General features: G+C 30.8%; 23 protein-coding genes. 22 read left to right on the top strand and 1 reads right to left on the bottom strand.

Going from position 1 to position 26,734, the window contains the following annotated elements:
- On the top strand, positions 1-724 hold a 724-nt coding region (locus COZ07_RS03335; RefSeq protein WP_406607168.1), incomplete at its 5' end, for a succinylglutamate desuccinylase/aspartoacylase family protein.
- A gap of 130 nt (positions 725-854) precedes the next feature.
- Here COZ07_RS03335 and COZ07_RS03330 read toward each other — a convergent pair.
- The gene (locus tag COZ07_RS03330) at positions 855-1,913 is read right to left on the bottom strand and encodes a peptidylprolyl isomerase (RefSeq protein WP_406607167.1); all 1,059 of its coding nucleotides are present in this window, start codon (positions 1,911-1,913) and stop codon (positions 855-857) included.
- A 252-nt stretch (positions 1,914-2,165) separates the two neighbouring features.
- Here COZ07_RS03330 and rpsU point away from each other — a divergent pair, with 252 nt between their 5' ends.
- From rpsU to COZ07_RS03225, 21 genes are all read left to right on the top strand, one after another.
- Positions 2,166-2,348, top strand: a complete 183-nt coding sequence (gene rpsU, locus COZ07_RS03325) for a 30S ribosomal protein S21 (RefSeq protein ID WP_406607166.1) — start codon at positions 2,166-2,168, stop codon at positions 2,346-2,348.
- Between the two features lie 7 nt (positions 2,349-2,355).
- Complete coding sequence (locus COZ07_RS03320) at positions 2,356-2,826, top strand: GatB/YqeY domain-containing protein (protein ID WP_406607165.1); 471 nt, start codon at positions 2,356-2,358, stop codon at positions 2,824-2,826.
- A 204-nt stretch (positions 2,827-3,030) separates the two neighbouring features.
- On the top strand, positions 3,031-4,362 hold the full coding sequence (locus tag COZ07_RS03315; RefSeq protein WP_406607164.1) for a nodulation protein NfeD: 1,332 nt from the start codon (positions 3,031-3,033) through the stop codon (positions 4,360-4,362).
- Between the two features lie 33 nt (positions 4,363-4,395).
- Positions 4,396-5,376 (top strand): flotillin-like FloA family protein, encoded by a 981-nt coding sequence (floA, locus tag COZ07_RS03310; protein WP_406607163.1) that lies wholly within the window; start codon positions 4,396-4,398, stop codon positions 5,374-5,376.
- 18 nt (positions 5,377-5,394) lie between these two features.
- The gene (locus COZ07_RS03305; protein WP_406607162.1) at positions 5,395-5,829 is read left to right on the top strand and encodes a hypothetical protein; all 435 of its coding nucleotides are present in this window, start codon (positions 5,395-5,397) and stop codon (positions 5,827-5,829) included.
- 96 nt (positions 5,830-5,925) lie between these two features.
- Positions 5,926-6,897: a PhoH family protein gene (locus COZ07_RS03300; protein ID WP_406607170.1), complete on the top strand. Its 972-nt coding sequence runs from the start codon at positions 5,926-5,928 to the stop codon at positions 6,895-6,897.
- 9 nt (positions 6,898-6,906) lie between these two features.
- Entirely contained in the window at positions 6,907-9,168 is a 2,262-nt protein-coding gene (locus COZ07_RS03295) for an HD family phosphohydrolase (protein WP_406607161.1), read from the top strand.
- Complete coding sequence (gene ybeY, locus COZ07_RS03290) at positions 9,098-9,544, top strand: rRNA maturation RNAse YbeY (RefSeq protein WP_406607160.1); 447 nt, start codon at positions 9,098-9,100, stop codon at positions 9,542-9,544. Before COZ07_RS03295 ends, ybeY begins: the two co-directional genes overlap by 71 nt.
- A gap of 205 nt (positions 9,545-9,749) precedes the next feature.
- Positions 9,750-10,718, top strand: a complete 969-nt coding sequence (locus COZ07_RS03285; RefSeq protein WP_406607159.1) for a TAXI family TRAP transporter solute-binding subunit — start codon at positions 9,750-9,752, stop codon at positions 10,716-10,718.
- A 63-nt stretch (positions 10,719-10,781) separates the two neighbouring features.
- The gene (locus COZ07_RS03280) at positions 10,782-11,294 is read left to right on the top strand and encodes a DUF1850 domain-containing protein (protein ID WP_406607158.1); all 513 of its coding nucleotides are present in this window, start codon (positions 10,782-10,784) and stop codon (positions 11,292-11,294) included.
- Entirely contained in the window at positions 11,295-13,253 is a 1,959-nt protein-coding gene (locus COZ07_RS03275; protein ID WP_406607157.1) for a TRAP transporter permease, read from the top strand.
- Between the two features lie 50 nt (positions 13,254-13,303).
- Positions 13,304-14,608, top strand: coding sequence for a hemolysin family protein (locus COZ07_RS03270; RefSeq protein ID WP_406607156.1), 1,305 nt, complete (start codon positions 13,304-13,306; stop codon positions 14,606-14,608).
- 24 nt (positions 14,609-14,632) lie between these two features.
- Positions 14,633-15,652, top strand: coding sequence for a hemolysin family protein (locus tag COZ07_RS03265; protein WP_406607155.1), 1,020 nt, complete (start codon positions 14,633-14,635; stop codon positions 15,650-15,652).
- A 156-nt stretch (positions 15,653-15,808) separates the two neighbouring features.
- Complete coding sequence (locus COZ07_RS03260) at positions 15,809-16,744, top strand: DUF3048 domain-containing protein (RefSeq protein ID WP_406607154.1); 936 nt, start codon at positions 15,809-15,811, stop codon at positions 16,742-16,744.
- 24 nt (positions 16,745-16,768) lie between these two features.
- Positions 16,769-17,167, top strand: coding sequence for a cytidine deaminase (locus COZ07_RS03255; RefSeq protein WP_406607153.1), 399 nt, complete (start codon positions 16,769-16,771; stop codon positions 17,165-17,167).
- An 18-nt stretch (positions 17,168-17,185) separates the two neighbouring features.
- Positions 17,186-17,938, top strand: coding sequence for a DNA repair protein RecO (gene recO / locus COZ07_RS03250; protein WP_406607152.1), 753 nt, complete (start codon positions 17,186-17,188; stop codon positions 17,936-17,938).
- Between the two features lie 159 nt (positions 17,939-18,097).
- A complete protein-coding gene (gene glyQ, locus COZ07_RS03245; protein WP_406607169.1) occupies positions 18,098-18,964 on the top strand; it encodes a glycine--tRNA ligase subunit alpha in 867 nt (288 codons plus the stop codon).
- A gap of 28 nt (positions 18,965-18,992) precedes the next feature.
- Positions 18,993-21,095, top strand: a complete 2,103-nt coding sequence (gene glyS / locus COZ07_RS03240; RefSeq protein WP_406607151.1) for a glycine--tRNA ligase subunit beta — start codon at positions 18,993-18,995, stop codon at positions 21,093-21,095.
- Between the two features lie 2 nt (positions 21,096-21,097).
- Positions 21,098-21,916 carry a pyruvate, water dikinase regulatory protein gene (locus COZ07_RS03235; RefSeq protein ID WP_406607150.1) on the top strand — a complete coding sequence of 273 codons (819 nt, stop codon included), beginning with the start codon at positions 21,098-21,100 and terminating at the stop codon, positions 21,914-21,916.
- Positions 21,917-21,918: 2 nt separating this feature from the next.
- Positions 21,919-24,579 (top strand): pyruvate, phosphate dikinase, encoded by a 2,661-nt coding sequence (ppdK, locus tag COZ07_RS03230; RefSeq protein ID WP_406607149.1) that lies wholly within the window; start codon positions 21,919-21,921, stop codon positions 24,577-24,579.
- A gap of 71 nt (positions 24,580-24,650) precedes the next feature.
- Positions 24,651-26,615 (top strand): sodium/proton-translocating pyrophosphatase, encoded by a 1,965-nt coding sequence (locus COZ07_RS03225; protein WP_406607148.1) that lies wholly within the window; start codon positions 24,651-24,653, stop codon positions 26,613-26,615.
- Positions 26,616-26,734 lie beyond the last annotated feature (119 nt).

Below are 26,734 nucleotides of genomic sequence, written 5' to 3'. Positions count from 1 at the left end.
AGCAATATTGATATTTATTTGTTTACCTCAGATTGTCTTACCACAAACAACTTCTGTCGAATATATCTGCACCGGAACAGATAACCAAACTCCTGTTTATATAATAAGGACTCAGTTTGAAAAGCCGATTATAATGGTTTTAGCTGGTACACACGGAGATGAAATAGCCGGGATTAAAGCTACTCAATATTTGAAAGATAATCTAGATATTGAAAAAGGAACTTTGATCATTATTCCAGAAGCAAACATTTTAGCCTGTAAGAAAGGATTAAGAAGTTTCCCTCAAGATATGAATCTTAATAGAGCTTACCCTGGAGATCCTCAAGGTAATTCTGTAGAAAAATTAGCTTATGAAATATTTGGTTTAATAAAAAGTTATAAGGTTGACTTATTAATTGATTTACACGAATCAATAGAGTTTTACAAGAAAAATTCAACCAATTATGGCCAAACCATGGTAATAGATTCCGATGATGATTATTTGTTTAAGTTAGATTCTTCTATTGTCGAAGAAATGAACAAAGGAATTATTGATAATAATATAGAGTATCAAGTTTTAGTAAAGCCAATTGAGGGTAGTTCTACCTATAACGCTTTTTTTAAACTTCATATTCCGGCTATTACCTTTGAAACTTGTAGAAAATTGCCTTTATCTCAACGAATAGAGGAACATATAAAATTTATAAAAATAATCTTATTTAAATACAATATGTTAAGTATATAAAGATAAGCAGTAGCAGTGTTGAACTAGTTAGAAAAGGAATATTTATTTTATTTCAGCAGTATCTTTAACCTGGTTATTATTGGTAGTTTCTTCTGGAGATAGCTCTTCTATAGATGTAGAGTTTGATGTTTCAGTTTGAATATTCTCTGGGGGAATCCGTAGTTGTAGAATTTGATGTTTGAGTCTCCTCCGGGGAAGATGAGGATGATTGGTTTTCGCTTTTAAAATCATATTTAATAATAATATTAGCATTAGCAGTTAAATTAGAAACTAAATTTTGGGTTGCTTCGATTTCTTTTTGATTCTTTAAAATATTATTTATATTCTCTTTTGCTTCCTCAAAAGTAGGATTGTGTGCTTCTTTTTTCTCTACTAATTTTATAATATGATAACCAAATTCGGTCTTTACCACATTACTAATTTCACCTGGTTTTAAAGAAAAGGCAGCATCTTCAAATTCCTTGACCATCTGGCCTCTGGTAAAAAATCCTAAATCTCCGCCATTTAGAGCAGAAGCATCTATCGATTTTTGCTTAGCTAATTCTGAAAAATCAATTATACCTTCTTTGAGTTTATTTAGAATATTATTCGCTTCTTCTTCGGTGTTTACAATTATATGTAAAGCATGAACTTTTTCTGGTTCAAAAAAACTATCTTTATTTTTATTAAAATATTCTAATAATTCATCATCTGTGATGGTTATTTTATTTTTAGCTTCACCTAAAACATAATTTATCATGAGCTGCTTTTTGATATCATCTTGAAGTTGATTAAGAGCAATGTTGTTTGCTTTTAAAGCATTATCAAACTCTTCAGGGGAAGAGAAGTTTTCTTTTATTTTGTCTATTTCTGAATCGATATCATTTTTAGAAATTTTAACTTTTTCTTTTTTAGCTTGTTGAAATAGCAGTTCTGAATTAATCATCTGTTGGAGAATATTATTTTTAAGGGAATTAATGGTGGATTGATCCATACTGGAAATAGTTTTATTATCATATCTTGATATGGTATTTTGAAAAGTAGCTTGCCATTGATTATAACTAATTCCTACTCCATTTATTTCTGCTATGTAGTATTTTGTTTTTTGAGAAGATCTATATTGTCCTAAGCCATAAAAAATAGATACTCCAAAGGCAGCAATTACTATAATTAATATAATTTTCATATATTTTCTTATTGTTCGCATCATAATCTGTCTAAAATCTCCTTTAAAATTGTTTAATTGTATATAATATAATATTATAGATATATTTTGTCAAATAATTAATTTATTATGTGACATTCCTTGAAAATTTAATTGCAATATTATATAATGTAAAATAGTAATTAGAATTTAATAATTTATAATCTTACTTAATAAGCAGAATGATAATATTGAGATTTCACCCATAACGCTATCATTTTGTTAAGCTATAATATGTACGAGATGGGAGGTGTAAATATGACTAAAATAAAAGTAAAAGACAATGAAGATCTTGATCACGCCCTTAGAAGGTTTAAAAAAGAATGCCAAAAAAGTGGAATAATATCTGAAATTCGGCGTCATGAATATTATGAGAGTCCAAGCGTTAGAAGGAAAAAAAAGTTACTTGCTGCTCAAAGAAAACAGAAAAGAAGATGGTAGGTATTAAATGTTAGAAAAATTATCTTCGTTAGAAGAAGTTATTTTTAATGATATGAAAAAGGCGTTAAAATGCCAAGAGAAATTAAGATTATCAACTTTAAGAATGATCAGAGCAGCAATTAAAAATGCTGAAATATCTAAAAGAGAAAAACTTAATGAAAATGAAATAATTGCAATAATAGTTAGTAATTTAAAAAAAGTTGAAGAGTCTTTAGATATGTTTATTAAAGGTCAAAGACCAGATCTTGCTGATAAGGCAAAAAAAGAAATTGAAATAATAAAGGAATATCTTCCTGAACAATTATCTGAGGAAGAGATAAAAAAAGTAGCCAAAGGAATAATTTTAAAGTTTAATTTTAAAAATTCCAAAGATATTGGTCTGGTTATGAGAGAAATTACGCCCCAATTAAAGGGAAAAGCAGATGGGAAATTAGTTAATAAAATAGTAAGGGATTTATTGAACAATTTAGACAATTAAGGTTAAGTAAGAAAGACTCAATTTAGCTCGAAAATATATTTTTGAGTCTTTCTTCGTTTTTATAATTTTATAATTTAAATATATATCTCGATTCGTTGATTATTTAATTAGTTAATAAATTATTAGAATCAAACTATATCGTTTAATTAGTTTATTTTGTATATTGTATTTCAAACTAACGACTAACTCAGGAGTGTAAATTATTTGATATTTAAAGAGAGTTTTAACAAAAATCGTAAGAAATTCATTATATTTATAACTCTATTTACCATTATTAGTTTTATTATTCTAAATACCTCCGCAAACGGAACAGATGAAGTGTACTTGATCTCTATTAAAGGCACCATTGACTTAGGCTTATCTTCATATGTTCAAAGAGCTTTAGAGGAAGCGATATTAAATAAGGCGAAGGCGGTTATTTTAGAAGTTGATACATTTGGTGGAAGAGTTGATGCTGCTATCCAGATTAGAGATAAAATAATCAACTTAAATATACCAAGTGTGGCCTATATTAAAAATAGAGCTTGGTCCGCAGGAGCTCTAATTGCTTTATCCGCAAAGTATATTCTAATGGATAAAGGTGCCAGTATCGGGGCTGCAGAACCACGACCGGCAGATGAAAAAAATATTTCGGCCTTAAGTGCTGAATTTGCTTCTACTGCCCAGAGTAGAGGGCGGCCAGAAAAGATAGCAGCTGCTATGGTAGATAAAGATATAGAAATTGAAAATATAATCGAAAAAGATAAAATATTAACTTTAAATACTGAACAAGCTATAAAATTAAATTTTGTAGATGGTATTGCTTTAAACATTGAAGAAGTTTTAAATTTTCTAAATCTCCAAGATGTAAAAATAAAATATATTTCTCCTAATTGGGCAGAAAATATCAGCCGTTTTGTTACTAACCCCGTAGTCAGTTCATTATTATTATCTATAGGTTTTTTAGGACTTATAATTGAATTTTGGACCTTAGGCTGGGGAATAGCCGGGAGCATAGGGATAATTTCTCTGTCTTTATTTTTTGGGGGGCATATAATTGTTGGCTTAGCTGGGTGGGAAGCAATTATCCTTTTTTTAGTTGGTTTTTTCTTACTTTTAGCAGAAATATTTTTAATTCCTGGGTTTGGTTTGACTGGAATAAGTGGAATTATTGCCATTTTAACCAGCATTTTCCTTACTTTTGGAAATATTATCCAGGCAACTTATTCTATCTTAATCGCTCTCGGTTTTACTATAGTGGGATTTTTCTTGTTAATTCGATATATTCCTGCTACTCGAACCTGGAGAAAATTTATTCTTTTTACTAAACAAGAAAAGGAATTAGGATATAGCGTAGGAATAAAAAACTCAAAACGATTAATAGGTAAAGAAGGTATAGCCATTACACCTTTGCGTCCTTCTGGTATGGTAGAGGTAAACGGCGAGAAACTGAATGCCATTACTCGAGGAGAATACGTTGATTCTAATACTAAAATTAAAATAATAAGTGTGGAAGGCAATAAGATAGTAGTAGAAGCAGTTGATGTCCCTGGATAGTTTAAATATTATTTTTAAAATAAGGAGGTAAAAATGAGTAGTTTATTGATTCCATTGATACCAATTATTGTAGTTCTTTTTATAATCTATATTTTCTTTCAATTTATACCAGTAGGATTATGGATTTCAGCTATGGCTGCTGGAGTAAAGGTGGGGATTTTTACTTTGGTGGGTATGAGACTTAGAAGGGTGCCTCCCCATCAGATTGTTAATGCTTTAATAAAGGCCACTAAAGCTGGTTTGACCATTTCTATTGATAAATTAGAAGCACATTACTTGGCTGGAGGAAATGTTGATCGAGTGATTAATGCCTTGATTGCTGCAGCAAGAGCGGGCATTCCTTTATCTTTTGAAAAGGGTACTGCTATTGATTTAGCTGGAAGAGATGTCTTAGAGGCGGTACAAATGAGTGTAAACCCGAAAGTAATAAAAACACCGATAGTAGCAGCGGTAGCCAAAAATGGTATTCAAGTTATGGCCACTGCCAGAGTGACGGTAAGAGCAAATATTGAAAGATTAGTTGGAGGAGCTGGCGAGGAAACCATTATAGCAAGAGTTGGAGAGGGAATTGTTACTACTATTGGTTCAGCAGAAACCCATAAAAATGTCTTAGAAAACCCAGATAATATTTCTAAGACTGTATTGAAAAAAGGTTTAGATGCGGGGACAGCTTTTGAAATATTATCCATAGACATTGCTGATGTAGATGTAGGTAAAAATATTGGTGCTATGTTGCAAACTGATCAGGCAGAAGCGGATAAGAAAATTGCTCAAGCCAAGGCCGAGCAAAGAAGGGCCTTAGCGGTAGCTCAGGAGCAAGAAATGAAAGCCAGAGTCCAAGAAATGAAGGCAAAGGTAGTGGAAGCAGAAGCAGAAGTTCCTAAGGCTATTGCAGAAGCACTAAGGACCGGAAAATTAGGAGTAATGGATTATTATAATTTAAAAAATATTGCTGCTGATACGGCTATGCGGGATAGCATCTCTGATATGTCAAAGAAGAAAGAAAGCAAATAAAAAGGGTAGGCATAAATAATGTCCATAGGTTTGTTTATATTTATTTTTTATATTCTAATAATTTTATTTAGTTGGTTACAAAATCAAATAAAAAAGTCGAGTATTTTAAATCAGAAAAAAGATGAGACTATCGTTAACCAGGCTACGAATCAAGATAAGGTAAAATTACCAGAGTATAGTGATAATTATGAAAATATTAAGGATATAGAAGATAAAGATAAAATTATTATAGATGACGAAGTTAAGGAATTTTATGAGCAACAAGAAATAAAACATTTAACCAATAAACCACTGGTAATAGACGAAGAAGATTTTATTTCTAACCAGAAAAATGAGTTAAGAGAATATTTATCTAATAATATATTTATTAATGGAATAATTTTATCAGAGATACTTGCTCCACCCAGAGCAGTAAAACCTTATAAATTTAAGAGAAAAAATAGATTTGTTTGATGATAAAAAAATGTAAAATAAACCTTAAAGATGATTTATTTAAATAATTTTAATTATTTTTTATAAAAGTAGGGACCTACTATAGAAGTAAAAGAGATTATTAAAAAAAATATATTTATTAATAGTAAGGACGAATTAAGAGAATTATTCGGAAAATATGATGAAAATATTAAACTTATTAGTGAATGTTTTTCCATAAAGATATCCACCCAAAATGATAGTAAGCTGGTAATTTCCGGAATAAAAAGTGAAGTAAATAAATCAACCAAAATTATTGAAGGACTTCTTTCCATAATTAGAGAGGGACATTCTCTTTCTTTGTCAGAAGTAAAATATCATATTGAAATGTCTAAGAATAAGCAGCCTGTAGATTGGAAATTATTATATAGTAATGTAATTGATGTTTTTAAAAAGGAGAAAGAAATTAGGCCAAAAACTTTAGGTCAAAAGAAATTTATTGACGCAGTACGAAAGAATGAAATTGTCTTTGTTATTGGACCTGCCGGTACAGGGAAGACATATTTAGCTGTAGCGATTGCTCTTTCTGCTTTAAAAAGTAAAAGTGTGAATAGAATTATTTTAGTAAGACCAGCAGTAGAAGCTGGAGAAAGTTTAGGATATCTGCCTGGAGATTTATTGGAGAAGATAGAGCCTTATTTTCGCCCCTTATATGACGCAATTTATGAAATGATGCCTTCAGAAAAGTTCCAAAAGTATATGGAAAGAGGAATAATTGAAATAGCCCCTTTAGCTTATATGAGGGGAAGAACTTTAAATGATTCATTCATAATTTTAGATGATGCTCAGAATACTACTTTGGGACAGATGAAAATGTTTTTAACTCGCTTTGGTTTTGGCTCGAAAATTATAATTAATGGAGATATTACTCAAATAGATTTACCTCGAAAAGATAATTCTGGATTAATTAAAATATCAAAAGTGCTTGAAAATATAAAAGGTATCGAATTTATTTATCTTAATGATCAGGATGTAGTTAGACATAGATTAGTTCAAGAGATTATTCGAGCTTATGAAAGGGAAGATTTGCGCAACCAGGAGATGGAGTGATTTAATTTTATGAAACTATCTGAAAAATGGAAGAGATGGAAAAATAAAGAGGAAATATTAGATAAAAATACCCCCAAGAAAAAATGGACCAACAAAAATTTAATACAGAAAATAACCATATTTTTAATTTTATTAATTACCATTACCCTTATTTTATCTTTTAATTTTTTCCCAGATAAAATTCTTTTGAAGAAAGGACAAATTTGCTCTAAAGATATTTTATCACCGAAAACTTTTGAATTTATAGACTTAGAAGAAACCCAAAATTTGAAAGAGAAAGCCTCCAGATCTATAGAAGAGGTTTATGATTTAAATTTGGTAAATATAGAAAACGTTGAAAAGCAAGTAGATAGCATTTTTTTAAAAATAAAAGAGTATAGAGAAAAATTAAATAATTCTTCAGAAAATAATAAGGTTAATTTAACGGTAAATGAGGAAAAATTAACCGATAATGATTTAAGAGAAATAGCCAAAGAAATCAAGGTTAATTTGGAATTGAATATGGATGAACAAATTATAATAGATGGTCTTCAACTTGATGAGTTATCGTTAAATAAAATAAATAGAGACGTTAAAACTTCGGTAAGAAAAATTATGGAACAAGGAATTAAAGAAACTGATTTAGAAAATGCAAAAAAACAATTAGTAAGAGAAATTAGCGAGATTTCAATTAGTCATTATGATGCCTTAATTGCAAGTGAAATTGGAATTATATTAATTCGTCCAAGTTTATTTTTAAATGAAGAAGATACAGAAAAAAGACGTCAAGAAGCTATATCTTCAGTAAATAAAGTGGAAAGAACGATTCAAATAGGGCAAATAATTATAAGAAAAGGAGATATTGTAACTTCAGAAGATATTGCTATTCTTAATGCTTTAGGTTTACAAAATCCTAAAATAAATTTTTCTAACATTATTGGGATAATACTAATTACTACCGTTTGCTTTTCATTACTAATTTTATATTTGAAATACTATTATCCTGATATTTATAAAGATATAAATAAATTAATATTATTGAGCATTATTTGTATTTTTATAGTTTTATTTGCCAAAATAACCCTTCAAGTATCAGGGTATTTAATACCTATTGCCTCTGCTTCAATGTTAATTGCAATATCTTTAAATTTTGAAATTGCTATATTAGTAACAGTGATACTGAGTTTTTTAATAAGTTTCATTCCTGGAGGAGAGATAAATTATACTATAGTGTTGATAGTTAGTGGAATTGTATCTCTATACAGTATTCGATCAGCGACTCAAAGGTCAAGTTTAACTCGTGCAGGATTGATGATCGCAGGGGTAAATATAGTTGCTATATCAGCTTTAGGTTTAATTAACAACGAAAATTATTATTTAATTTTAAAAGACAATTTATGGGGAATATTAAATGGTTTTTTAGCAGTCATTTTAACTATTGGTATTTTACCTTTTTTAGAAAGTTTCTTTGATATTACCACTTCTTTTAAACTAATGGAATTGTCTAATCCTAACCAGCCTTTATTAAAAAAATTGATAATAGAAGCACCTGGTACCTATCATCATAGTATAGTGGTAGGTAATCTATCCGAAACTGCTGCTGAAGAAATTGGAGGTAATGGATTATTAGCTCGGGTTGGTGCTCTGTATCACGACATAGGTAAAATAAAAAGACCTTACTTCTTTATTGAGAATCAAGAGGCATATAAAAATATTCACGATGATCTAGAACCTAGTTTAAGTGCTTTAGTGATTGCTTCTCATGTTAAAGAAGGAGTAGAATTAGCTAATAAAAATAAACTTCCCAAAGATATAATTAATATAATTACTCAACACCATGGGACTGGACTAATAACCTATTTCTTCCATAAGGCTTTACAAGAAAATGGAGCAAGTGTGGAAGAAGTTGCGGAAGAAAATTATCGTTATTCTGGACCAAAACCTCAGACTAAAGAAACAGCGATTATTTTATTAGCTGATTCATTAGAAGCTGCTACCAGAACCTTAACTAATCCTACACCAAGTAGAATTAAAAATTTAGTAAAAGAGATCATTCAGAAAAATTTGGAAAATGGTCAATTGGAAGAATGTGATTTAACTTTAAAAGATTTAGATAAAATCGGTGATAGTTTTTCAAGGATACTTACCGGTATGTTTCATAGTAGGGTAGAATACCCTGATGATGATCTAATAAAAAAATTAAAAGAAGAGAAAAAAAATAATGGAAATTTTAATAAAAAATCAACAGAAAATAGCCAAGATATATCGGCGAAGGATCAGGGAAATAATTAAAAATATTATTCAATATTTAAAGGTTGATGAGAAAACCGAAATTAGTATTTTATTTACTGACGATAAATTTATAAAATCGTTAAATAAAAAATATCGAGGAATTAATAAATCTACCGATGTTTTGACTTTCAATCTAGAGGAAGGGGATTTAATATTTCCTGAAGTCGATAAAAATAAACTATTAGGTGATATAGTCGTTTCAGTAGAAACTGCACAAAGACAGGCAAATAATTTAAATCATAATTTAGAAAAAGAGTTAGCGATATTGCTTATCCATGGTTTATTACATTTGATAGGTTATGATCATGAAGAAGATAGAGACAATAAAATTATGCAGGTAAAAGAAAATGAAATATTAGACACCTTTGATTTATAATTTAGGTTATAATATAATATTGATGTTGATTATATTTATTTGATTATTATTTATAATTTTAAAAAAGATATATATATTTATATAGAAAAATACCCATCATAGATTTACCAAACCAAGAGAAATTAAAAATTGGGAGGTGATAGATTAATTAAAATAAAATATTTGCTTTTTAGAAATATAAATAAATAAAAGGGGGATTTTTTAAATGTTAAGAAATAAGACGACCTTAGTTTTAGTATTAGCAATTAGTTTGGTTGTGGGAATCTTTAGTTTTGGTTTTGCTGCTGAAAAACAATTTGTGGCCATTGCTACTGGTGGAACCGGCGGAACCTATTATCCTTTAGGTGGAGCCTTAGCTCAAATGCTTTCTAACAATGTCGAAGGATTAATAGTGACTGCAATGACCTCAAATGCATCAATAGAAAACTGTAATTTAATAGGTAGGGGTCAAATTGAAACAGCTTTTTCCCAGGCTAATACAACTTATTGGTGTTATACTGCCACAGGGATGTTAAAAGATACGCAACCTATCACTAACTTAAGGGGTATTGCTTCTTTATATCCAGAAACTATTCATATAGTTGCAACTAAGGCTTCCGGAATTAAAACTATAGAGGACTTAAAAGGGAAGAGAGTAGGAGTAGGTGCACCCAATAGTGGAACTGCCGCTGATGCCGAGATAATCTTAAAGGCCCATGGCCTTACTTTTGATGATGTGAAAGTAGAATATATTGATTTTAACGAAGTAGCACAAAGATTGATTGATGGTCAGATAGATGCTGGTTTTACTACTGCTGGTTATCCTACTTCCAGTATTATTGATATTGCTACCAAGAGAGATATGGTGTTAGTACCTATTAGCGAGGAAAAGATTAAGGAATTAGTTGCTGAGATTCCATATTATGGAGCTACAGTTATTCCGGCTGGGTTCTATAAAGGTGTAGATGAACCAGTTCCAGCCCTCGCTACTCCCGCTTTATGGATATGTGATGCTAAATTATCACCTACTGTAGTTTACAAAATGACTAAAGCACTATGGGAACACCGGGATATATTAGCAAAAGTACATTCACAGGGTAAAAATATTACTTTAGCAACTGCTCTTAATGGAATGGGCGTACCTTTACATTTAGGCGCAGAATTGTATTATAAGGAAATTGGATTAATTAAATAAATTTTGAAAAGTAAAACGGGTACCATATGGTTAATATTTCTTTATGGTACCCGATATTAATTTATGTTCAAGAAAAGTTTTACATCTATATTTATAGGATTAGCAATAATTATAATTTTCATTATTATATTTTTTTCTTTATCAGTATATACCCTGGAACTCAGGTCTTTTTCTGATAGTAAGCTGATATTTCAGCAAACCATTCAACCAGACGATCAATTTACTTTGAAATATACTCACTCTGTTTCTCTTACCCCGGTATGGGAAATTTTTATTATTGATAATAAATATAAGGTTATATTAGTAGAGACAGATTTTATGGACCAGGGAGCAGGTATGCCTTATGCTGCTTTTGGTCAAGAAAAATTTATAAATGAAGAAGGTAAATTTAAGATAAAAAATATGCATAGAGTTATGCCTAATCCAATTTATTATAGGATTGGGGCAATAAGAGAAAATTATTTTTATTTTAAAGATAAAGAAATTAATCTATCTACTCTGGTGGGGGATAAATTATTGACTATTGGTGTTTATAAAAGAAATTTATATAATTATTACTGGGGAGGAAAGTTATAAATGGCTAAAGATGTTAAATGCGAAAATAAAGAAATAGATGTTCAAAAACTTATGGAACAATATGATTCAGAATCAAGAATAAGAAAGCCATTAGGACTTATGGCGATAATTATTTCTATTATTGCTATATCCTTTTCGGTTTTCCAGTTTTATACCGCAGGATTCGGTTTGCTTTTAGGCCTAAAACAAAGAGCGGTCCATCTGGCTTTTGCTCTATCCCTAATCTTTCTTATTTATCCACGCTCTAAAAAGGAATTCTTAAAATATAAAACTAAAATTCCTTTTTATGATCTAGTTCTGTCTATTTTAGGAGCAGGGGTATGTTTGTATTTAATAATATTTTATAATGATATGGTAGTTCGTTCCGGTTTACCTACTAATTTAGATTTAATAATGGGGGGAATAGCAATTTTATTAGTATTAGAAGCCACGAGAAGAATTACTGGTTCAGCACTTCCTATAGTAGCAATTATATTTTTAATATTTTCCTATTTTGGGCAGATTATGCCAGGATTCTTTGCTCATAGGGGATATTCTTTAGGGAGAATTATCGAACATTTATATACCGGAACGGAAGGGATATTTGGTATACCCTTAGGAGTATCTGCTTCTTTTGTATTCCTATTTATTCTTTTTGGGGCAGTATTGAGTAAAACTGGAATGAGTAAGTTCTTTATTGATGTAGCTATGGCAATCGCCGGTCATACCACCGGTGGACCGGCTAAGGTTGCGGTTATCGCCAGTGGATTTTTTGGTTCCATTAGCGGAAGTTCAGTGGCTAACGTAGTAGGCACCGGTACTTTTACTATTCCCTTAATGAAAAGTATAGGTTATAGAAAAGATTTTGCGGGGGCAGTAGAAGCTGCAGCTTCTACTGGAGGGCAGATAATGCCACCGGTAATGGGAGCAGCTGCCTTTATAATGGCTGAATTTTTAGGGATTCCCTATATTAAGATTGCCATTGCAGCAGCTATTCCTGCTATAATATATTATATCGCTGTGGGCACCATGGTTCACCTGGAAGCTTGCAAATATGGCTTAAAAGGTTTGTCCAAGGAACAACTTCCTAAATTAGGTAAGGTGTTAAAGCAGAGAGGTCATTTAATTATCCCTATAATCGGTTTAGTATATTTATTAGTAAGAGGATATAGTCCTCTTTTTTCCGCCTTCTGGGCTATTGTAATGTGTTTAGTCATAAGTATGGTAAGACCCGATACGCGTTTAAATATTAAAAAATTAGGCGAAGCCTTTGAAGATGGAGCAAAGATGGCTTTAGGAGTGGCAGCAGCCTGTGCCTGTGCCGGAATGGTAGTAGGAGCAACCACCCTTACTGGCTTAGGATTAAAAATTGCCAATGGACTGGTGATTTTAGGTCACGGAAATTTAATGTTAACTCTTTTCTTTACTATGATTGCCTCTCTTATCCTGGGAATGGGGCTCCCTACCACTGCCAAATATATAGTTTTATCTATTATGGCTGCACCCGCTTTGATCGATTTAGGGGTACATCCTATGGCTGCCCATCTCTTCGTCCTTTATTTTGGAGTAATTGCCGATCTTACCCCCCCAGTTGCTTTAGCAGCATATGCGGGAGCAGGAATTTCTGGTGGTAATGCTATGAAGACCGGTTTTATTGCAACTAGATTAGCAGTTGCCGGATTTGCGGTTCCTTATGTATTTTGCCTTGATTCGGGATTAATGTTTTTAGGTGGTTCAATTGGCCATAATTTAATACTAATTGTAACCACCTTAGTCGGCGTATTAGCATTGGGGGCAGCAACTAGTGGATATCTATTAGATCATACTAAAATATATGAAAGAGTTATATTACTTATTAGTGCACTTGCTCTAATAAAACCTGGATTATTAACTGATGGAATAGGTATCGTCTTATTAGTAGTGGTAATAATCTTACAAAAGCTAAGGATGTTATCTAAAGCTAAAGCTAAATTAGCTTAATTTTATGATGTGCTATTTGATGGTTCTTTATAAAGTTATGGTGATTATATTTGGATAACCCTGATAATTTTATTATTTTGATTATTGAAGCTGTCTGCTTATTAGGTTTTTTGATTTTATCAGCTTTTTTTTCAGGCTCAGAGACTGCTTTATTCTCTCTTAATAAGCTGCAATTAAAAAAAATGCAAAAAGAAGAAAGTGGTTGGCGAGTAAATTCAATCATTAAACTTCTCGATGATCCACAAAAAACATTGATTACAATTTTAACTGGAAATACGTTCGTTAATATCGCAGCCTCCTCGTTAGCTACTTATTTAGCTATAAAACTTTTTGGAAATGTAGGTATTGGTATAGCCGGTGGAATAATGATTTTTATGATACTTGTTTTTGGAGAAATTGTTCCTAAATCATTAGCTATTTCTAATGCCGAAACAATTGCTAAAAAAATCGCCAGACCAGTAGAAATTATTTCATCTTTTTTATTCCCTCTGATATTATTTTTTAAAATAATAATTAATGCTTTATATTACTTTTATGATAAAAAAAGGGTTAAAGAGAAAAAAGAAATCACCGAAGAAGATTTGATAACTTTAATAAATGTAGGTAAAGATGAGGGAGTAATTGAAGAAGAAGAGAAAAAGATGATTAGAAATATATTTGAATTTGGTGATACTATGGTAAAAGAAGTAATGGTTCCTCGCGTAGATATGGCCTGCATCTCTTCTAATGCTAAATTAGATTCAATATTAAATTTGATTAAGAAAATCGGACATTCAAGAACTCCAGTGTATAAGGAGACCATTGATAACATTATTGGAATATTATACACCAAAGACCTCTTAGCAGTTTATGAGCAATGGTATAAATCAAAAGAAAAGTTTGATTTAAAAAAAATAATAAGAAGAGCCTATTTTGTTCCGGAAAATAAAAAAATAGATGATCTATTAGATATTTTTCAAAGGGATAAAATTCAAATTGCTATAGCCATTGATGAATATGGGGGGACAGCAGGGCTGGTTACCATGGAAGATGTGGTAGAAGAGATTGTAGGTGAAATAATTGATGAATACGATAAGGAAACTAAATTATACGAAATAATTGATAATAATACTGTAATTGCTGATGGAATAATAAGCATTGACAAGATTAATGAACTTTTAAATATTGAAATACCAGAAAATGATTTTGAGACCTTGGGTGGTTTCATTTATGATTTAATAGGTAGGGTGCCTAATAAAAATGAAACAATAGCATATAAAAATATTCAAATAACCATAGAACAGGTGGTAAAGAATAGAATAATAAGAGTAATAATTAAAAAATTTCCAGGGCTCCAAAGAAATAATAAAGGATAAATTCTAAGGGGGGGTAACATAATTTTGACAGAATGGTGGATTAAAATTAGTCCTTTTATATTGTTTATATGTTTATTGGTGGCTGCTTTCTTTTCTGGAGTAGAAACTGCAGTTATATCTACTAGTAGATTACATCTTAAATATTTAGCAAAAAATGGGAATAAAAAAGCTTTAATAATATCTGATTTAACCCGAAAACCTGACCAATTTTTAAGAGTAGTTTTGATTGGTACTAATATTGCGGTAATTCTTTCTTCTGCCATTTCATCTTCTTTAGCCCTATATTTCTGGGGGAATAAAGGGGTTTCTATCTCGGTCATATTAACTACCCTGATAGTTTTAATTTTTTGTGAAGTAATTCCTAAAACTATTGCCCAAAGTAATGCTGAAAAGTTTTCAATTAATACAGCTTACTATATAAAAATTGCCTCTTCTATACTTTCTCCCCTTGAAATATTTTTTAGTTGGATATCAAATTTTATTATTAGAATTCTAACTGGTAAAAAATATATACCCTTAAATGTTTTTTTTACCAAAAAAGACTTAAAATTATTTTTTGAGGTTGGAGAGAGAGAAGGGGCATTAGAAAAAAAAGAAAAAAGTATGATTGAAAGAATATTGAATTTGAATGAAACTTATGTTAAAGATGTGATGAGACCTCAAAAATATATTGTAGCCATTGAAGTATCTACTTCCGTTGAAGATGCTATGAAATTGATGAATAAAGAAGGATTTTCCAGAATCCCAGTTTATAAGAATAATCTAAATAATATTATTGGCTTTATTTATGCTAAAGACTTTCTTATGGGAGATTTAAAGAAAAAATTATACCATAATTTAAATCTATCAAATTTAATTCATCCTCCTTACTTTGTTTCAGAAAATAAAAGAGTTACTTATCTTCTAAAAGAATTTCAAAGAAAGAAGGTTCATATTGCTGTAGTAATAAGCAAAGATAAAAATATTTCTGGGGTAGTTACCATAGAAGATCTATTAGAGGAGATTTTTGGAGAGATAGAAGACGAATTTGATAAAACTAAATAATTATTATGGGGAAAATCTAATTAGCCAGATCAGTAATAGGATAATTACTTCAATAGAAAAACTTTCAGATATAATTATAAATAATGAATAAAACTTGATAGGTAAATTAAAAAAATAATATAGAAATAAATTAAGAAATTAGAAAGAGGATAAGTTATGAAGAAAGGAATATTTAAAAAATTATTTTTTTACAGGTTAATACTAATATTTTTTATTATGTTTATTTATTTTACTGTAAATAATAGTATATATGCAAATACGGTAAGGCCTTTAGCAATAATGGTTGGTAATTCATTTGAGGAGGTAGTTTATCAAACTGGTTTAAATAATGCAGAGGTAATTTATGAAGTAAATGTAGAACATCCTTATACTAGATTAATGGGTATATTCATTAATAATGATTCAACAATAGTAGGGCCTATTAGAAGCAGTAGATATTATTTTTCGAAATTAGCTGCTGAATGGTCTCCGATCTTTGCTCATTGTGGAGGACAAAGTTTAAAAGACGAAAAAGTTATTAATTTAGACCAGATGCGTTATCCTTCTCCTTATTGGCGTGATGAAAAAATTGGAGGATGGATTAATCTTTTTACTAATACCAACAATTTAAGAGAGAAGTGTAGAAAATTAGGTTTTCAAGATGAGGTGAATTTAAGCGAAGGTTTACTTAATCTGAGAACCCTTAATTTATCAGGAGGGGATATTTCTAAAATTTCCATTAAATATAACCAAAAATATTCCATATCTTATGAATATAAACCAAATAGTAATACTTATTTAAGGTATATAAACTCTAAGCCTCATCAAGACAGTAAGACTCTTGAAAATTTAATTACTTCAAATATAATTATTCAATATGTCCCTATTGAAAAAATTTTTGATGATAAAGAAGGTAGATTGGAGGTTAAGGTCATTGGAGAAGGTATTGCTAAAGTATTTTATGGAGGGCATTATTTTGTATCGAAATGGGTTAAAAAATCTAAAGACCAACCAACGTTGTATTACGATAGCCAGGGAAAACTTTTAAATTTGAATCAAGGGAAAATATGGATTCAAATAGTATCTAATGATACGATAGTTTGGTTTAAATAAGAAGTTAAAGAAGGTGAATAAGTTGTGAATGAAAAATATAAAAAATTAATTGGGGAAGCAGAACAGGCAAGAAAAAAAGCATATACCCCTTATTCTAAATTTAAAGTTGGTGCAGCAATACTTACCTCTGAGGGCAGAATTTTTTCTGGTTGTAATATTGAAAATGCGTCTTTTGGTTTGACTATATGCGCAGAAAGAGTAGCAGTATTTAAAGCCATCTCGGAGGGTTTTAAAAAATTTGAGGCAATTGCAATTATAGCTGATACAATAAGACCTTGTTATCCCTGTGGTGCTTGTCGACAAGTAATATTAGAATTTGGTGAGGATATTACCTTGATTATGGCAAATTTAAAAGGAGATATTAAGATTAATAAAATAAAGGAATTGCTCCCCGAGGCGTTTAATAAAAATGATCTTTTGTAGTGGAGATTATGTAATAGTATGTTATATAAAACAGAAGGTATAGTATTAAAAAGCATAGAATATGAGGAGGCTGACAAGATTGTCACTATATACAGCAAAAATTTCGGTAAAATTCAAGCAATTGCCAAAGGAGTCCGCAAAACAAAAAGTAAATTTGGAAGTAGTTTAGAAATTTTAACTTATGCTATTTTTTTAATTTACAAAGGGAGAAATGTGGATATTATAAGTCAAACCGAAATATTAGAATCTTTCTTCTCGACGAGCAGAGAAGTGGTTAAATTTGCTTTTGCTGCTAATTGCGTAGAAATAGTTGATAAATTAACTGAGGAGAGGGAAACAAATATCGGTCTATTTAATTTATTAAAAGAAGTTTTACATTACTTGAGGAAAACTAATGATCCAAAACTACTCACTCTATCGTTTAGATGGCAAGTTATGTCAATTTTAGGCTATAAGCCATCTCTTCATCATTGTTGCAGATGCGATAAAACAATAAATGATCAGAAAGAAGTGTATTTTAATATAAAAGAAGGTGGAGTGATATGCCATAATTGTATATCTAAAAATAAAGAAGGTTGTATTCAGATTTCTCTTTATTTTTTAAAATTAAGTAGGAAATTATTAATAACTCCTTTATCAGTTATATCTAAAGCCACTATTCCAGACATAAGAATAAAGGAGTTAGAAAAAATTACCAATTTATTTCTAACTTATTATTCTGAAAAGAGATTTAAAACAGAAACTTTTTTAAAATCACTAAAAAAAGATTAAGTAAGTTTTTTAACTAATATTCGCTTTTCGTTGACAACTAAGCATGATTTTGATATATTAACAAAGAAAATGCAATCCCTCTCTCTAACAGTTAATATGGTGATAAATAATCTAAAAGAGAGGGAATTTTATTTATATTTAAGAGGAAGAGATACTAATTTGGATTTTCAAGAAATAATTTTTAATTTGCAAAAATATTGGGGAGAACAAGGTTGTACCATTCAACAGCCTTATGATATAGAAGTCGGTGCGGGTACCATGAATCCAGCTACTTTTTTAAGAGTATTAGGTCCTGAACCATGGAAAGCAGCTTATGTCGAACCATCCCGAAGACCTGCCGATGGACGTTATGGAGAAAACCCTAATAGAGTCCAACAACATTACCAATTTCAGGTTATATTAAAACCTTCTTTTGAAAATGTGCAAGATATTTATATTGCAAGTTTAGAGAGATTAGGAATTTCAAGAAGAGAACATGACCTAAGACTTATTGAGGGTGATTGGGAAGCTCCTACTTTAGGTGCTTGGGGATTAGGTTGGGAAATTTTGCTAGATGGATTAGAAATAACTCAATTTACTTATTTTCAACAAGCTGGTGGTCTTGATTTAAAAATTATTCCAGTTGAAATAACCTATGGCTTAGAAAGGTTAGGTATGGTTATTCAAGAAATAGATAATGTCTTTGATTTAAAATGGAGCAATGGTATTACCTATGGAGATATTCGTCATCAAGCAGAAGTCGAACAATCTAAATATAACTTTGAAGAAGCAGATGTATCCATATTGTTTAAGATATTTAATATTTATGAAAAAGAAGCCAGAAGATTAATAAAAAAAGAACTGACCTTACCAGCTTATGATTATATCTTAAAATGTTCACATACTTTTAACTTATTAGATGCTCGAGGAGCAATTAGTGTTTCAGAAAGAACCGGATATATTTCTCGAGTAAGAAATTTAGCGCACTTATGTGCAGAAGAATACGTTAGACAAAGGGAGAAATTGGGATTCCCTTTAATTAAATAAAAAAGATTAGACCAAAGTGAGAATTTTAATGAGTGAAGTAATATTAGAAATTGGTACTGAAGAAATACCTGCTCAGTATATAGAGAATGCCTTAAAAAATTTACAACAATTAGCGCAAAAATATTTAAAAGAAGCAAGGATAAACTATAAAGAAATTAAGGTTTATGCTACTCCCCGAAGATTAATATTATTCATATCACATATTCACGAAAAACAGGAAGACATTTTTCAAAAAATTAAGGGGCCGGCCTATTCAATTGCTTATAATAAAGATTTGCAACCACAAAAACCGGCTTTAAAATTTGCTCAAAGTCAAGGAATAAACGTTGAAAATTTAATTATTGAAGATACAAAAAGGGGGAAATATGTTTTTGCTTCAAAATCTAAAATAGGTCAGCCTTCTATTGATATTTTATCTCAGATGTTTCCTAAAATAATAAGAAGTATACAATTTCCTAAATCAATGCGTTGGGAAGATAAAAATTTACGATTTATCCGTCCCATAAGATGGGTATTGGCGTTATACGATGGAAAAATAATTAGATTCAATTTAGAGGGCTTAAATTCTGGAAACGTAACTTATGGACATAGACTTTTAGCACCTCAAAAAATAAAGATATCTTTTACTAAAGAGTATTTAAAGGAGTTAGAAAAAAATTATGTAATAATTGATCCCAAAATTAGGGAAAATGTAATTAAAACTGAGATAAAACAGATAATTAAATTAATTGGTGGCCAAGAAATAATAAATGAAAAGCTATTAAAAGAAACAGTCTATTTGGTAGAATATCCTTATGCAGTATTAGGAAAATATGATCCCAAATATTTAGAATTACCTCTAGAAGTCTTAACTATAGTTATGGAAAAACATCAAAAGTATTTCCCGGTTTTTGAAAAGAAACATAAATTACTGCCTTTATTTATCGTAGTGATTAATAATTCTAAAGAGTATGCCGATAAAATTATAAAAGGCAATGAAAATGTACTTAGAGCCAGATTAGAAGATGCAAAATTTTTCTATCAAGAAGATCAGAAAATTCCTTTAGAAAAGAGAGTTACTAAATTAAAAAGTGTTATTTTCCATGAAAATTTGGGGAATCTCTTTGATAAAACGAAGAGGCTAAAGTTATTAGGTAAATATATTGCAGATTGTCTACAGGTTGAACCACAAGTTAAAAAAGATCTTTTAAGGTCTGCTTATTTATGCAAGGCAGATTTAGTTACTGAAATGGTAAAAGAATTTCCAGAATTGCAAGGGATAATGGGCAAAGAATATGCCATTTTTTCTAATGAAAAGAGAGAAATAGCGGAAGCTATTTCTGAACATTATCTTCCTCGTTTTTTCGGTGATATATTACCTAAAACTAAAAATGGGATTATTTTAGGAATTGCTGATAAGGTTGACAATATTGTAGGTTGTTTTACCAGGGGTCTTGCTCCCACTGGTTCCCAAGATCCTTATGGTTTAAGAAGACAAGCTTTGGGAATAATTAAGATAGTCTTAGAAAAAAATCTGGAAATATCCTTAAAGGATGTCATTTGTAAATCTTTATGTTTTTATAAAAAAAATGTATTTTTTAAATTAGAAAAAGAAAAAAATGAAATAACTTCTCAGATATTGTATTTTTTTCAACAAAGGATAAAAAATATCTTTTTAGAAGAAGGGATATATTATGATATAATCGATGCGGTTTTAACAGTTGATAATAAAGGAGATTTATTTGATATTAAACGTAGGATAGAGGTTATTAATGAGTTATATAATCAGCCAATTTTTAAAAAAATACTTAACTCATCAAATAGAGTATTAAATTTATCCAAGAATGATAAAGAAATTGAGGTCGATAAATCATTATTAAAGGAAAAAGCAGAATATAATTTATATTATAATTATGAAAATATTGTTCCCAGAGTAAAGGAATATATTTTTAACAAAGAATATAAAAGAGTATTTGATTTATTAGAAGATTTATGTGAACCGGTAGAAGAATTTTTTGAAAAAGTGCTGGTAATGACCAAAGAGGCAAATATTAGAAGAAATAGGATTGCCATTATAAAGAAAATTAGTATATTATTTAATCAAATAGCCGATTTATCTAAGATTGTTTCTATTAAAGAGAAAGGAGAATAAACATGAAAAATATTGAAGATAAACCTACGATATATATAATTTCTGATTCTACCGGTGAAACTGCTCAAACAGTAGTATATGCTGCAATTAGTCAATTTAATTCTGAGGATATTAAATTAAAATTATTTGCTCATATTGAATCTATCAAGGATATCAAAGGTATAATTGATAAAATTAGCAAAGAGAAGAGTTTTATAATTTATACTGTAGTTAAACCAGAGTTAAGGTTATTTTTAAAAGAGGAAGGTAAGAAGCAATCTATTATTTCTTTTGATCTACTTGGACCAATTATTGAAAATATCGAAAAAATAAGTGGGATTGCACCTAAATTAGAACCAGGAATTATCAGAAAATTAGATAAAGAATATTTTAAAAGAATGGAAGCAATAGAATTTGCAGTGAAATATGATGCTTGTCAAAGGGAATTAAATTTATCCAAAGCTGACTTAGTAATATTAGGGGTTTCTAGGACTTCAAAAACACCACTTAGTATGTATCTTGCCCATAAAGGATTAAAAATAGCCAACATAATTTTAGATTTTGAATTCGATCCACCACCAGAAATATTTAATTTACCTCTGCTGAAAGTAGTTGGTTTAACCATAGACCCTGATAAATTAATTGAAATAAGAAGTGAACGATTAAAAGCATTAGGATTATCCGAAAAGAGTATATATACTAATAAAGAAAGAGTGGTTAAAGAATTAAAATATGCGGATAATATTTATAGAAAGATCGGATGTCCAATAATTAATATAACCAATATGGCAATAGAAGATATTGCAACTAAAATACTTAAATTAATAAAGGAAGGAAAATAATTATGAAAAAATATGTCTATTTTTTTAATGAAGGAAAAGCTAATATGAAAACAATTTTAGGAGGGAAAGGTGCAGGATTAGCTGAAATGACCCGAATTGGTCTTCCCGTACCTCAAGGATTTACTATAAGTACAGAAGCCTGTATTGAATATTATAGAAACGGTACCAGATATCCTGAAGGATTAGAAGAACAGATAAAAGATAAACTACAACAATTGGAAAAAATATCTAAAAAGAAATTGGGAGATCCAAAAAATCCTTTATTGGTTTCAGTGCGATCAGGTGCAGCAATTTCTATGCCCGGTATGATGGATACGGTTTTAAATTTAGGATTAAATAATTTTACTATTCAGGGAATTATCGAGATAACCAAAAATGAGCGTTTTGCTTATGACAGTTACCGTCGTTTCATTCAGATGTTTGGGAATGTAGTTTTAGGCATTGAACATGATAAATTTGAAATAATTTTGGAAGAAGTTAAAAAAGAACTTAAAGTAAAATTAGACCCAGAAATCGAAGGTGAAGGGCTGAAAAAATTATTAGAAAGATATAAAAAGCTAATTAAAAAAGAGATCGGAAAAGATTTCCCTCAAGACCCTGAATTACAATTAAAAATGGCCATAGATGCCGTATTTAATTCTTGGAATAATAAAAGAGCAATAACTTATCGAAAGATCAATAAAATACCTGACGATCTAGGTACAGCGGTAAGCGTTCAAGAAATGGTATTTGGTAATATGGGAGATAATTCTGGAACGGGAGTTGGATTTACCAGAAATCCTTCTACCGGGGAAAAAGAGTATTACGGAGAATATCTACTAAATGCCCAAGGAGAAGACGTGGTGGCAGGCATTAGAACACCTATGCCATTATCAAATTTAAAAAATGATTTACCTAAATTATATCAAGAACTTATTAAAGTAATCCAACTTTTAGAAAAGAATTACCAAGATGTCCAGGATTTTGAATTTACCATAGAAAAGGGGAAACTTTATTTACTACAAACTCGAACCGCTAAAAGAACCGCCCAGGCTGCAGTTAAAATTGCCGTAGATATGGTGGAAGAAAAGATAATAAGTAAAGAGGAAGCAATTTTGAGGGTAGAACCTAATCAGTTAAATCAATTATTACATAAAAGAATAGATCCAAACGCAAAGATTAAAGTGATTGCTAAAGGACTACCCGCTTCTCCTGGTGCAGCTTATGGAAAAGTTATTTTTACCGCAGATGAAGCAGAACAATTAGGGAAAGAAAAAGAACCAGTAATATTAGTAAGAACAGAAACAACTCCTGATGATATTCATGGAATGGTAGAAGCACAAGGTGTTCTTACTAGTAGGGGTGGTATGACTAGCCACGCTGCAGTAGTAGCACGAGGAATGGGAAAAGCTTGTGTAGCAGGTTGCAGTGTTTTGAGTATTAACGCAAAAAAAGAAACCATTAGTGTTAATAATATTACCATAAAAAAAGGTGAATTTATTACCATAGATGGTGGGAGTGGAGAAGTATTTTTAGGAAAAGTTCCTACCATTGATCCAGAAATGAGTGAAGAGTTTAAAATATTATTATCTTGGTCTAATGAAAAAAAACGCTTAGGCGTATACGCAAATGCTGATACACCTGAAGATGCTCTAAAGGCAAGAGAATTAGGGGCAGAAGGTATAGGACTAACTAGAACTGAGCATATGTTTATGGCTCAGGATCGATTACCTATTGTACAGGAAATGATTATGGCCGATAATAAAAAAAATAGAGAAGAAGCTTTAAAAAAATTGTTACCCATACAAAAAGGTGATTTTATAGGAATTTTTAAAGCGATGGAAGGTCTGCCGGTAATTATTAGACTTTTAGATCCACCACTTCATGAATTTCTACCTAATTTAGAGGATATTTTAATAGAAGTAACCACTTTACGATTAAAAGAAAAGGATATTAAAGAACTTAATGAAAAAGAAAAATTGTTAGAAAAAGTAACATCTTTACACGAAATAAATCCAATGTTGGGACTTAGAGGATGCAGGTTAGGATTATTGTATCCTGAAATATATAATATGCAAGTCCAGGCCATTATAGAAGCAGCAATAGAATTAACTAAGAAAGGAATAAAAGTTAAACCCGAAATAATGATTCCTCTGATCAGCCATATAAACGAATTAAAACCAATATGTAGAGATGTAAGAAAAATTGCCGATGAAAAGATAAAATTGGCAGGAATAAAATTAAACTATAAAGTTGGAACTATGATTGAATTACCTCGAGCTGCACTAACTGCTGATAAGATAGCAGAAGAAGCTGAATTCTTTTCCTTTGGTACCAACGATTTAACCCAAACAACTTTTGGAATAAGCCGGGATGATGCAGAAGGTAAATTCTTATTAAAATATGTGGATGATCATATTTTAGAGGATAATCCTTTTGAAGTTTTGGATCAAGAAGGAGTAGGGAAATTAGTAGAGTTAGGAACTAGTTTAGGCAGAAAAACTCGACCTGATTTAGAAGTAGGTATTTGCGGGGAACATGGTGGAGAGCCTCGATCTGTAGAATTTTGTCATTCTGTAGGATTAAATTATGTTAGTTGTTCTCCTTTCCGAGTTCCTATTGCTCGATTAGCAGCTGCCCAAGCAGCAATAAAGGAAAAAAATTTAAAGTGTGGGAAGAAATAAAACTGAAAATAAATTAATTTTAATATTAAGAGATCTATAAAATGTAATATAAAATAGAAAGGATAAAAAAAATGCAAATTGAATTATTAATTCCTTTAAGTGGTCTAATTGCCTTGGCCTTTGCCTTATTTCTTTCTATAATGGTAATTAGAGAAAAACCAGGAAACCAAACCATGCAAGACATCGCAAAATTAATTGAACAGGGAGCTATGGCTTTTTTAAAAAGAGAATATAGCGTATTAGTTTTTTTCATTATCATAGTGAGTATTATTTTGAATTGGGTAAGGGGTCCTATTACAAGTTATGCTTTTATATTGGGGGCTATTTGTTCCATATCAGCTGGTTTTTTCGGAATGAAAGTAGCTTCTAAAGCAAATGTTAGAACTACCAATGCTGCTAAAGAAGAAGGAATAGGGAAGGCTTTAAGAATAGCTTTTTCTGGTGGTTCAGTTAGTGGCATGGCTGTAGCTGGTTTTGGCCTTTTTGGGATAGGTATTTTTTACTATTTTATGAGAGATGCAAGTTTAATTGATGGATTTTCTTTAGGAGCAAGCTCTGTTGCTTTATTTGCCAGAGTAGGTGGAGGAATATTTACCAAAGCTGCAGACGTAGGAGCTGATCTAGTAGGAAAAATTGAAGCAGGAATTCCTGAGGATGACCCTCGTAATCCGGCAGTTATTGCCGATAATGTAGGTGATAATGTAGGTGATATAGCCGGAATGGGTGCCGATCTATTTGAATCTTATGCAGGTGCAATAATTTCCACTATGATTTTAGGGCAAATATTATTTAAAACAACTAATGCAGTGATATTTCCTTTGTTGTTATCTGCTTGTGGAGTAATTTCATCTATTATAGGATCTTTTTTTGTAAAAACTAATAACCCTAAAAACATAAACAATGCTTTAACCAAAGGAACTATGGTTAGTGGTTTTTTATTAATTGTATCTTCTGTTTTTCTTTCATATTCTATGTTTAAAAATTTAGATATATTTTATGTAACTGCCGCTGGATTAATTGCCGGAATACTTATTGGTTTCATTACCGAGCGCTATACTTCCTTTAGTTATTCTCCCGTAAAATCAATTGCTCAATCAACAACTACTGGAGCTGCAACTACAATTATTTCAGGATTAGCTGTCGGAATGGAAAGTACTTGTCTTCCTTTAATTATATTAGCTATTACTATTTTGATAGCCAATAAATTTGCCGGATTATATGGTATTGCCATCTCAGGGGTAGGAATGCTTTCTATAATTGGAAATACAGTTTCTGTTGATTGTTATGGACCTATTGCTGATAACTCAGGAGGAATCGCTGAGATGTCAGGATTAGATCCTAAGGTAAGAGAAATTACTGACTCTTTAGATGCAGTTGGTAATACTACTGCTGCTATGGGAAAAGGCTTTGCTATCGGTTCAGCCGCATTAACTGCTTTAGCTTTATTTGCTGCTTATTGTAGTTCTGTAGGGTTAAAAGTTATAAGCATAACCAATCCAGTAGTTGTTGCCGGTATGTTTATTGGTGGCCTTTTGCCCTTTCTTTTTTCTGCTTTAGCTATAAAGGCAGTTGGGAAAACAGCTTCCTTAATCATAGAGGAGGTCCGTAGGCAATTTAGAGAAATAGTTGGTTTAAAAGAAGGGAAAGCAAAACCAGATTCTGCTAAATGTGTGGATATTAGTACTAAAGGAGCTTTAAGAGAAATGATTCTGCCAGGTCTATTAGCTGTAGTAGCTCCCATCGCTGTTGGAATATTACTTGGTCCGGAAGCTTTAGGAGGTTTATTAATTGGAGCAGTATTAGTAGGAGTATTATTAGCTATTATGATGGCTAATGCTGGAGGTGCCTGGGATAATGCCAAAAAATATATTGAAATGGGAAATTATGGAGGTAAAGGAACCAAATCTCATGAAGCAGCCATTACCGGTGATACTGTAGGTGATCCCCTGAAAGATACCGCTGGTCCTTCCATGAATATATTAATTAAAGTTATGTGTATAGTTTCTTTAGTTTTTGTACCTCTATTTATACATTAGTCGTTAGTGAATAAATAGTTTGTATCGCGTGAAGATGGGTAGCCGGTTAGCCAGTTTACCCGTTACTAAATAAACTTGCATCTTGCCTCTCACAACTAATAACCTGTATTTAATACTAA

This window comes from Candidatus Infernicultor aquiphilus (assembly GCF_002784285.1).
Lineage (GTDB): Bacteria > Atribacterota > Phoenicimicrobiia > Phoenicimicrobiales > Phoenicimicrobiaceae > Infernicultor > Infernicultor aquiphilus.
The sequence above is the reverse complement of the archived record's forward strand: the minus strand, read 5'-3'. Positions and strand labels throughout refer to the sequence as shown.

Excerpts from the sequence above, each read along its gene's own strand:
- COZ07_RS03330 (WP_406607167.1), bottom strand. The coding sequence starts at position 1,913 with ATGATGCGAACAATAAGAAAATATATGAAAATTATATTAATTATAGTA.
- rpsU (WP_406607166.1), top strand. The coding sequence starts at position 2,166 with ATGACTAAAATAAAAGTAAAAGACAATGAAGATCTTGATCACGCCCTT.
- COZ07_RS03320 (WP_406607165.1), top strand. The coding sequence starts at position 2,356 with ATGTTAGAAAAATTATCTTCGTTAGAAGAAGTTATTTTTAATGATATG.
- floA (WP_406607163.1), top strand. The coding sequence starts at position 4,396 with ATGAGTAGTTTATTGATTCCATTGATACCAATTATTGTAGTTCTTTTT.
- COZ07_RS03305 (WP_406607162.1), top strand. The coding sequence starts at position 5,395 with ATGTCCATAGGTTTGTTTATATTTATTTTTTATATTCTAATAATTTTA.
- COZ07_RS03295 (WP_406607161.1), top strand. The coding sequence starts at position 6,907 with ATGAAACTATCTGAAAAATGGAAGAGATGGAAAAATAAAGAGGAAATA.
- ybeY (WP_406607160.1), top strand. The coding sequence starts at position 9,098 with ATGGAAATTTTAATAAAAAATCAACAGAAAATAGCCAAGATATATCGG.
- COZ07_RS03285 (WP_406607159.1), top strand. The coding sequence starts at position 9,750 with ATGTTAAGAAATAAGACGACCTTAGTTTTAGTATTAGCAATTAGTTTG.
- COZ07_RS03280 (WP_406607158.1), top strand. The coding sequence starts at position 10,782 with ATGTTCAAGAAAAGTTTTACATCTATATTTATAGGATTAGCAATAATT.
- COZ07_RS03275 (WP_406607157.1), top strand. The coding sequence starts at position 11,295 with ATGGCTAAAGATGTTAAATGCGAAAATAAAGAAATAGATGTTCAAAAA.
- COZ07_RS03260 (WP_406607154.1), top strand. The coding sequence starts at position 15,809 with ATGAAGAAAGGAATATTTAAAAAATTATTTTTTTACAGGTTAATACTA.
- recO (WP_406607152.1), top strand. The coding sequence starts at position 17,186 with ATGTTATATAAAACAGAAGGTATAGTATTAAAAAGCATAGAATATGAG.
- glyS (WP_406607151.1), top strand. The coding sequence starts at position 18,993 with ATGAGTGAAGTAATATTAGAAATTGGTACTGAAGAAATACCTGCTCAG.
- COZ07_RS03235 (WP_406607150.1), top strand. The coding sequence starts at position 21,098 with ATGAAAAATATTGAAGATAAACCTACGATATATATAATTTCTGATTCT.
- ppdK (WP_406607149.1), top strand. The coding sequence starts at position 21,919 with ATGAAAAAATATGTCTATTTTTTTAATGAAGGAAAAGCTAATATGAAA.
- COZ07_RS03225 (WP_406607148.1), top strand. The coding sequence starts at position 24,651 with ATGCAAATTGAATTATTAATTCCTTTAAGTGGTCTAATTGCCTTGGCC.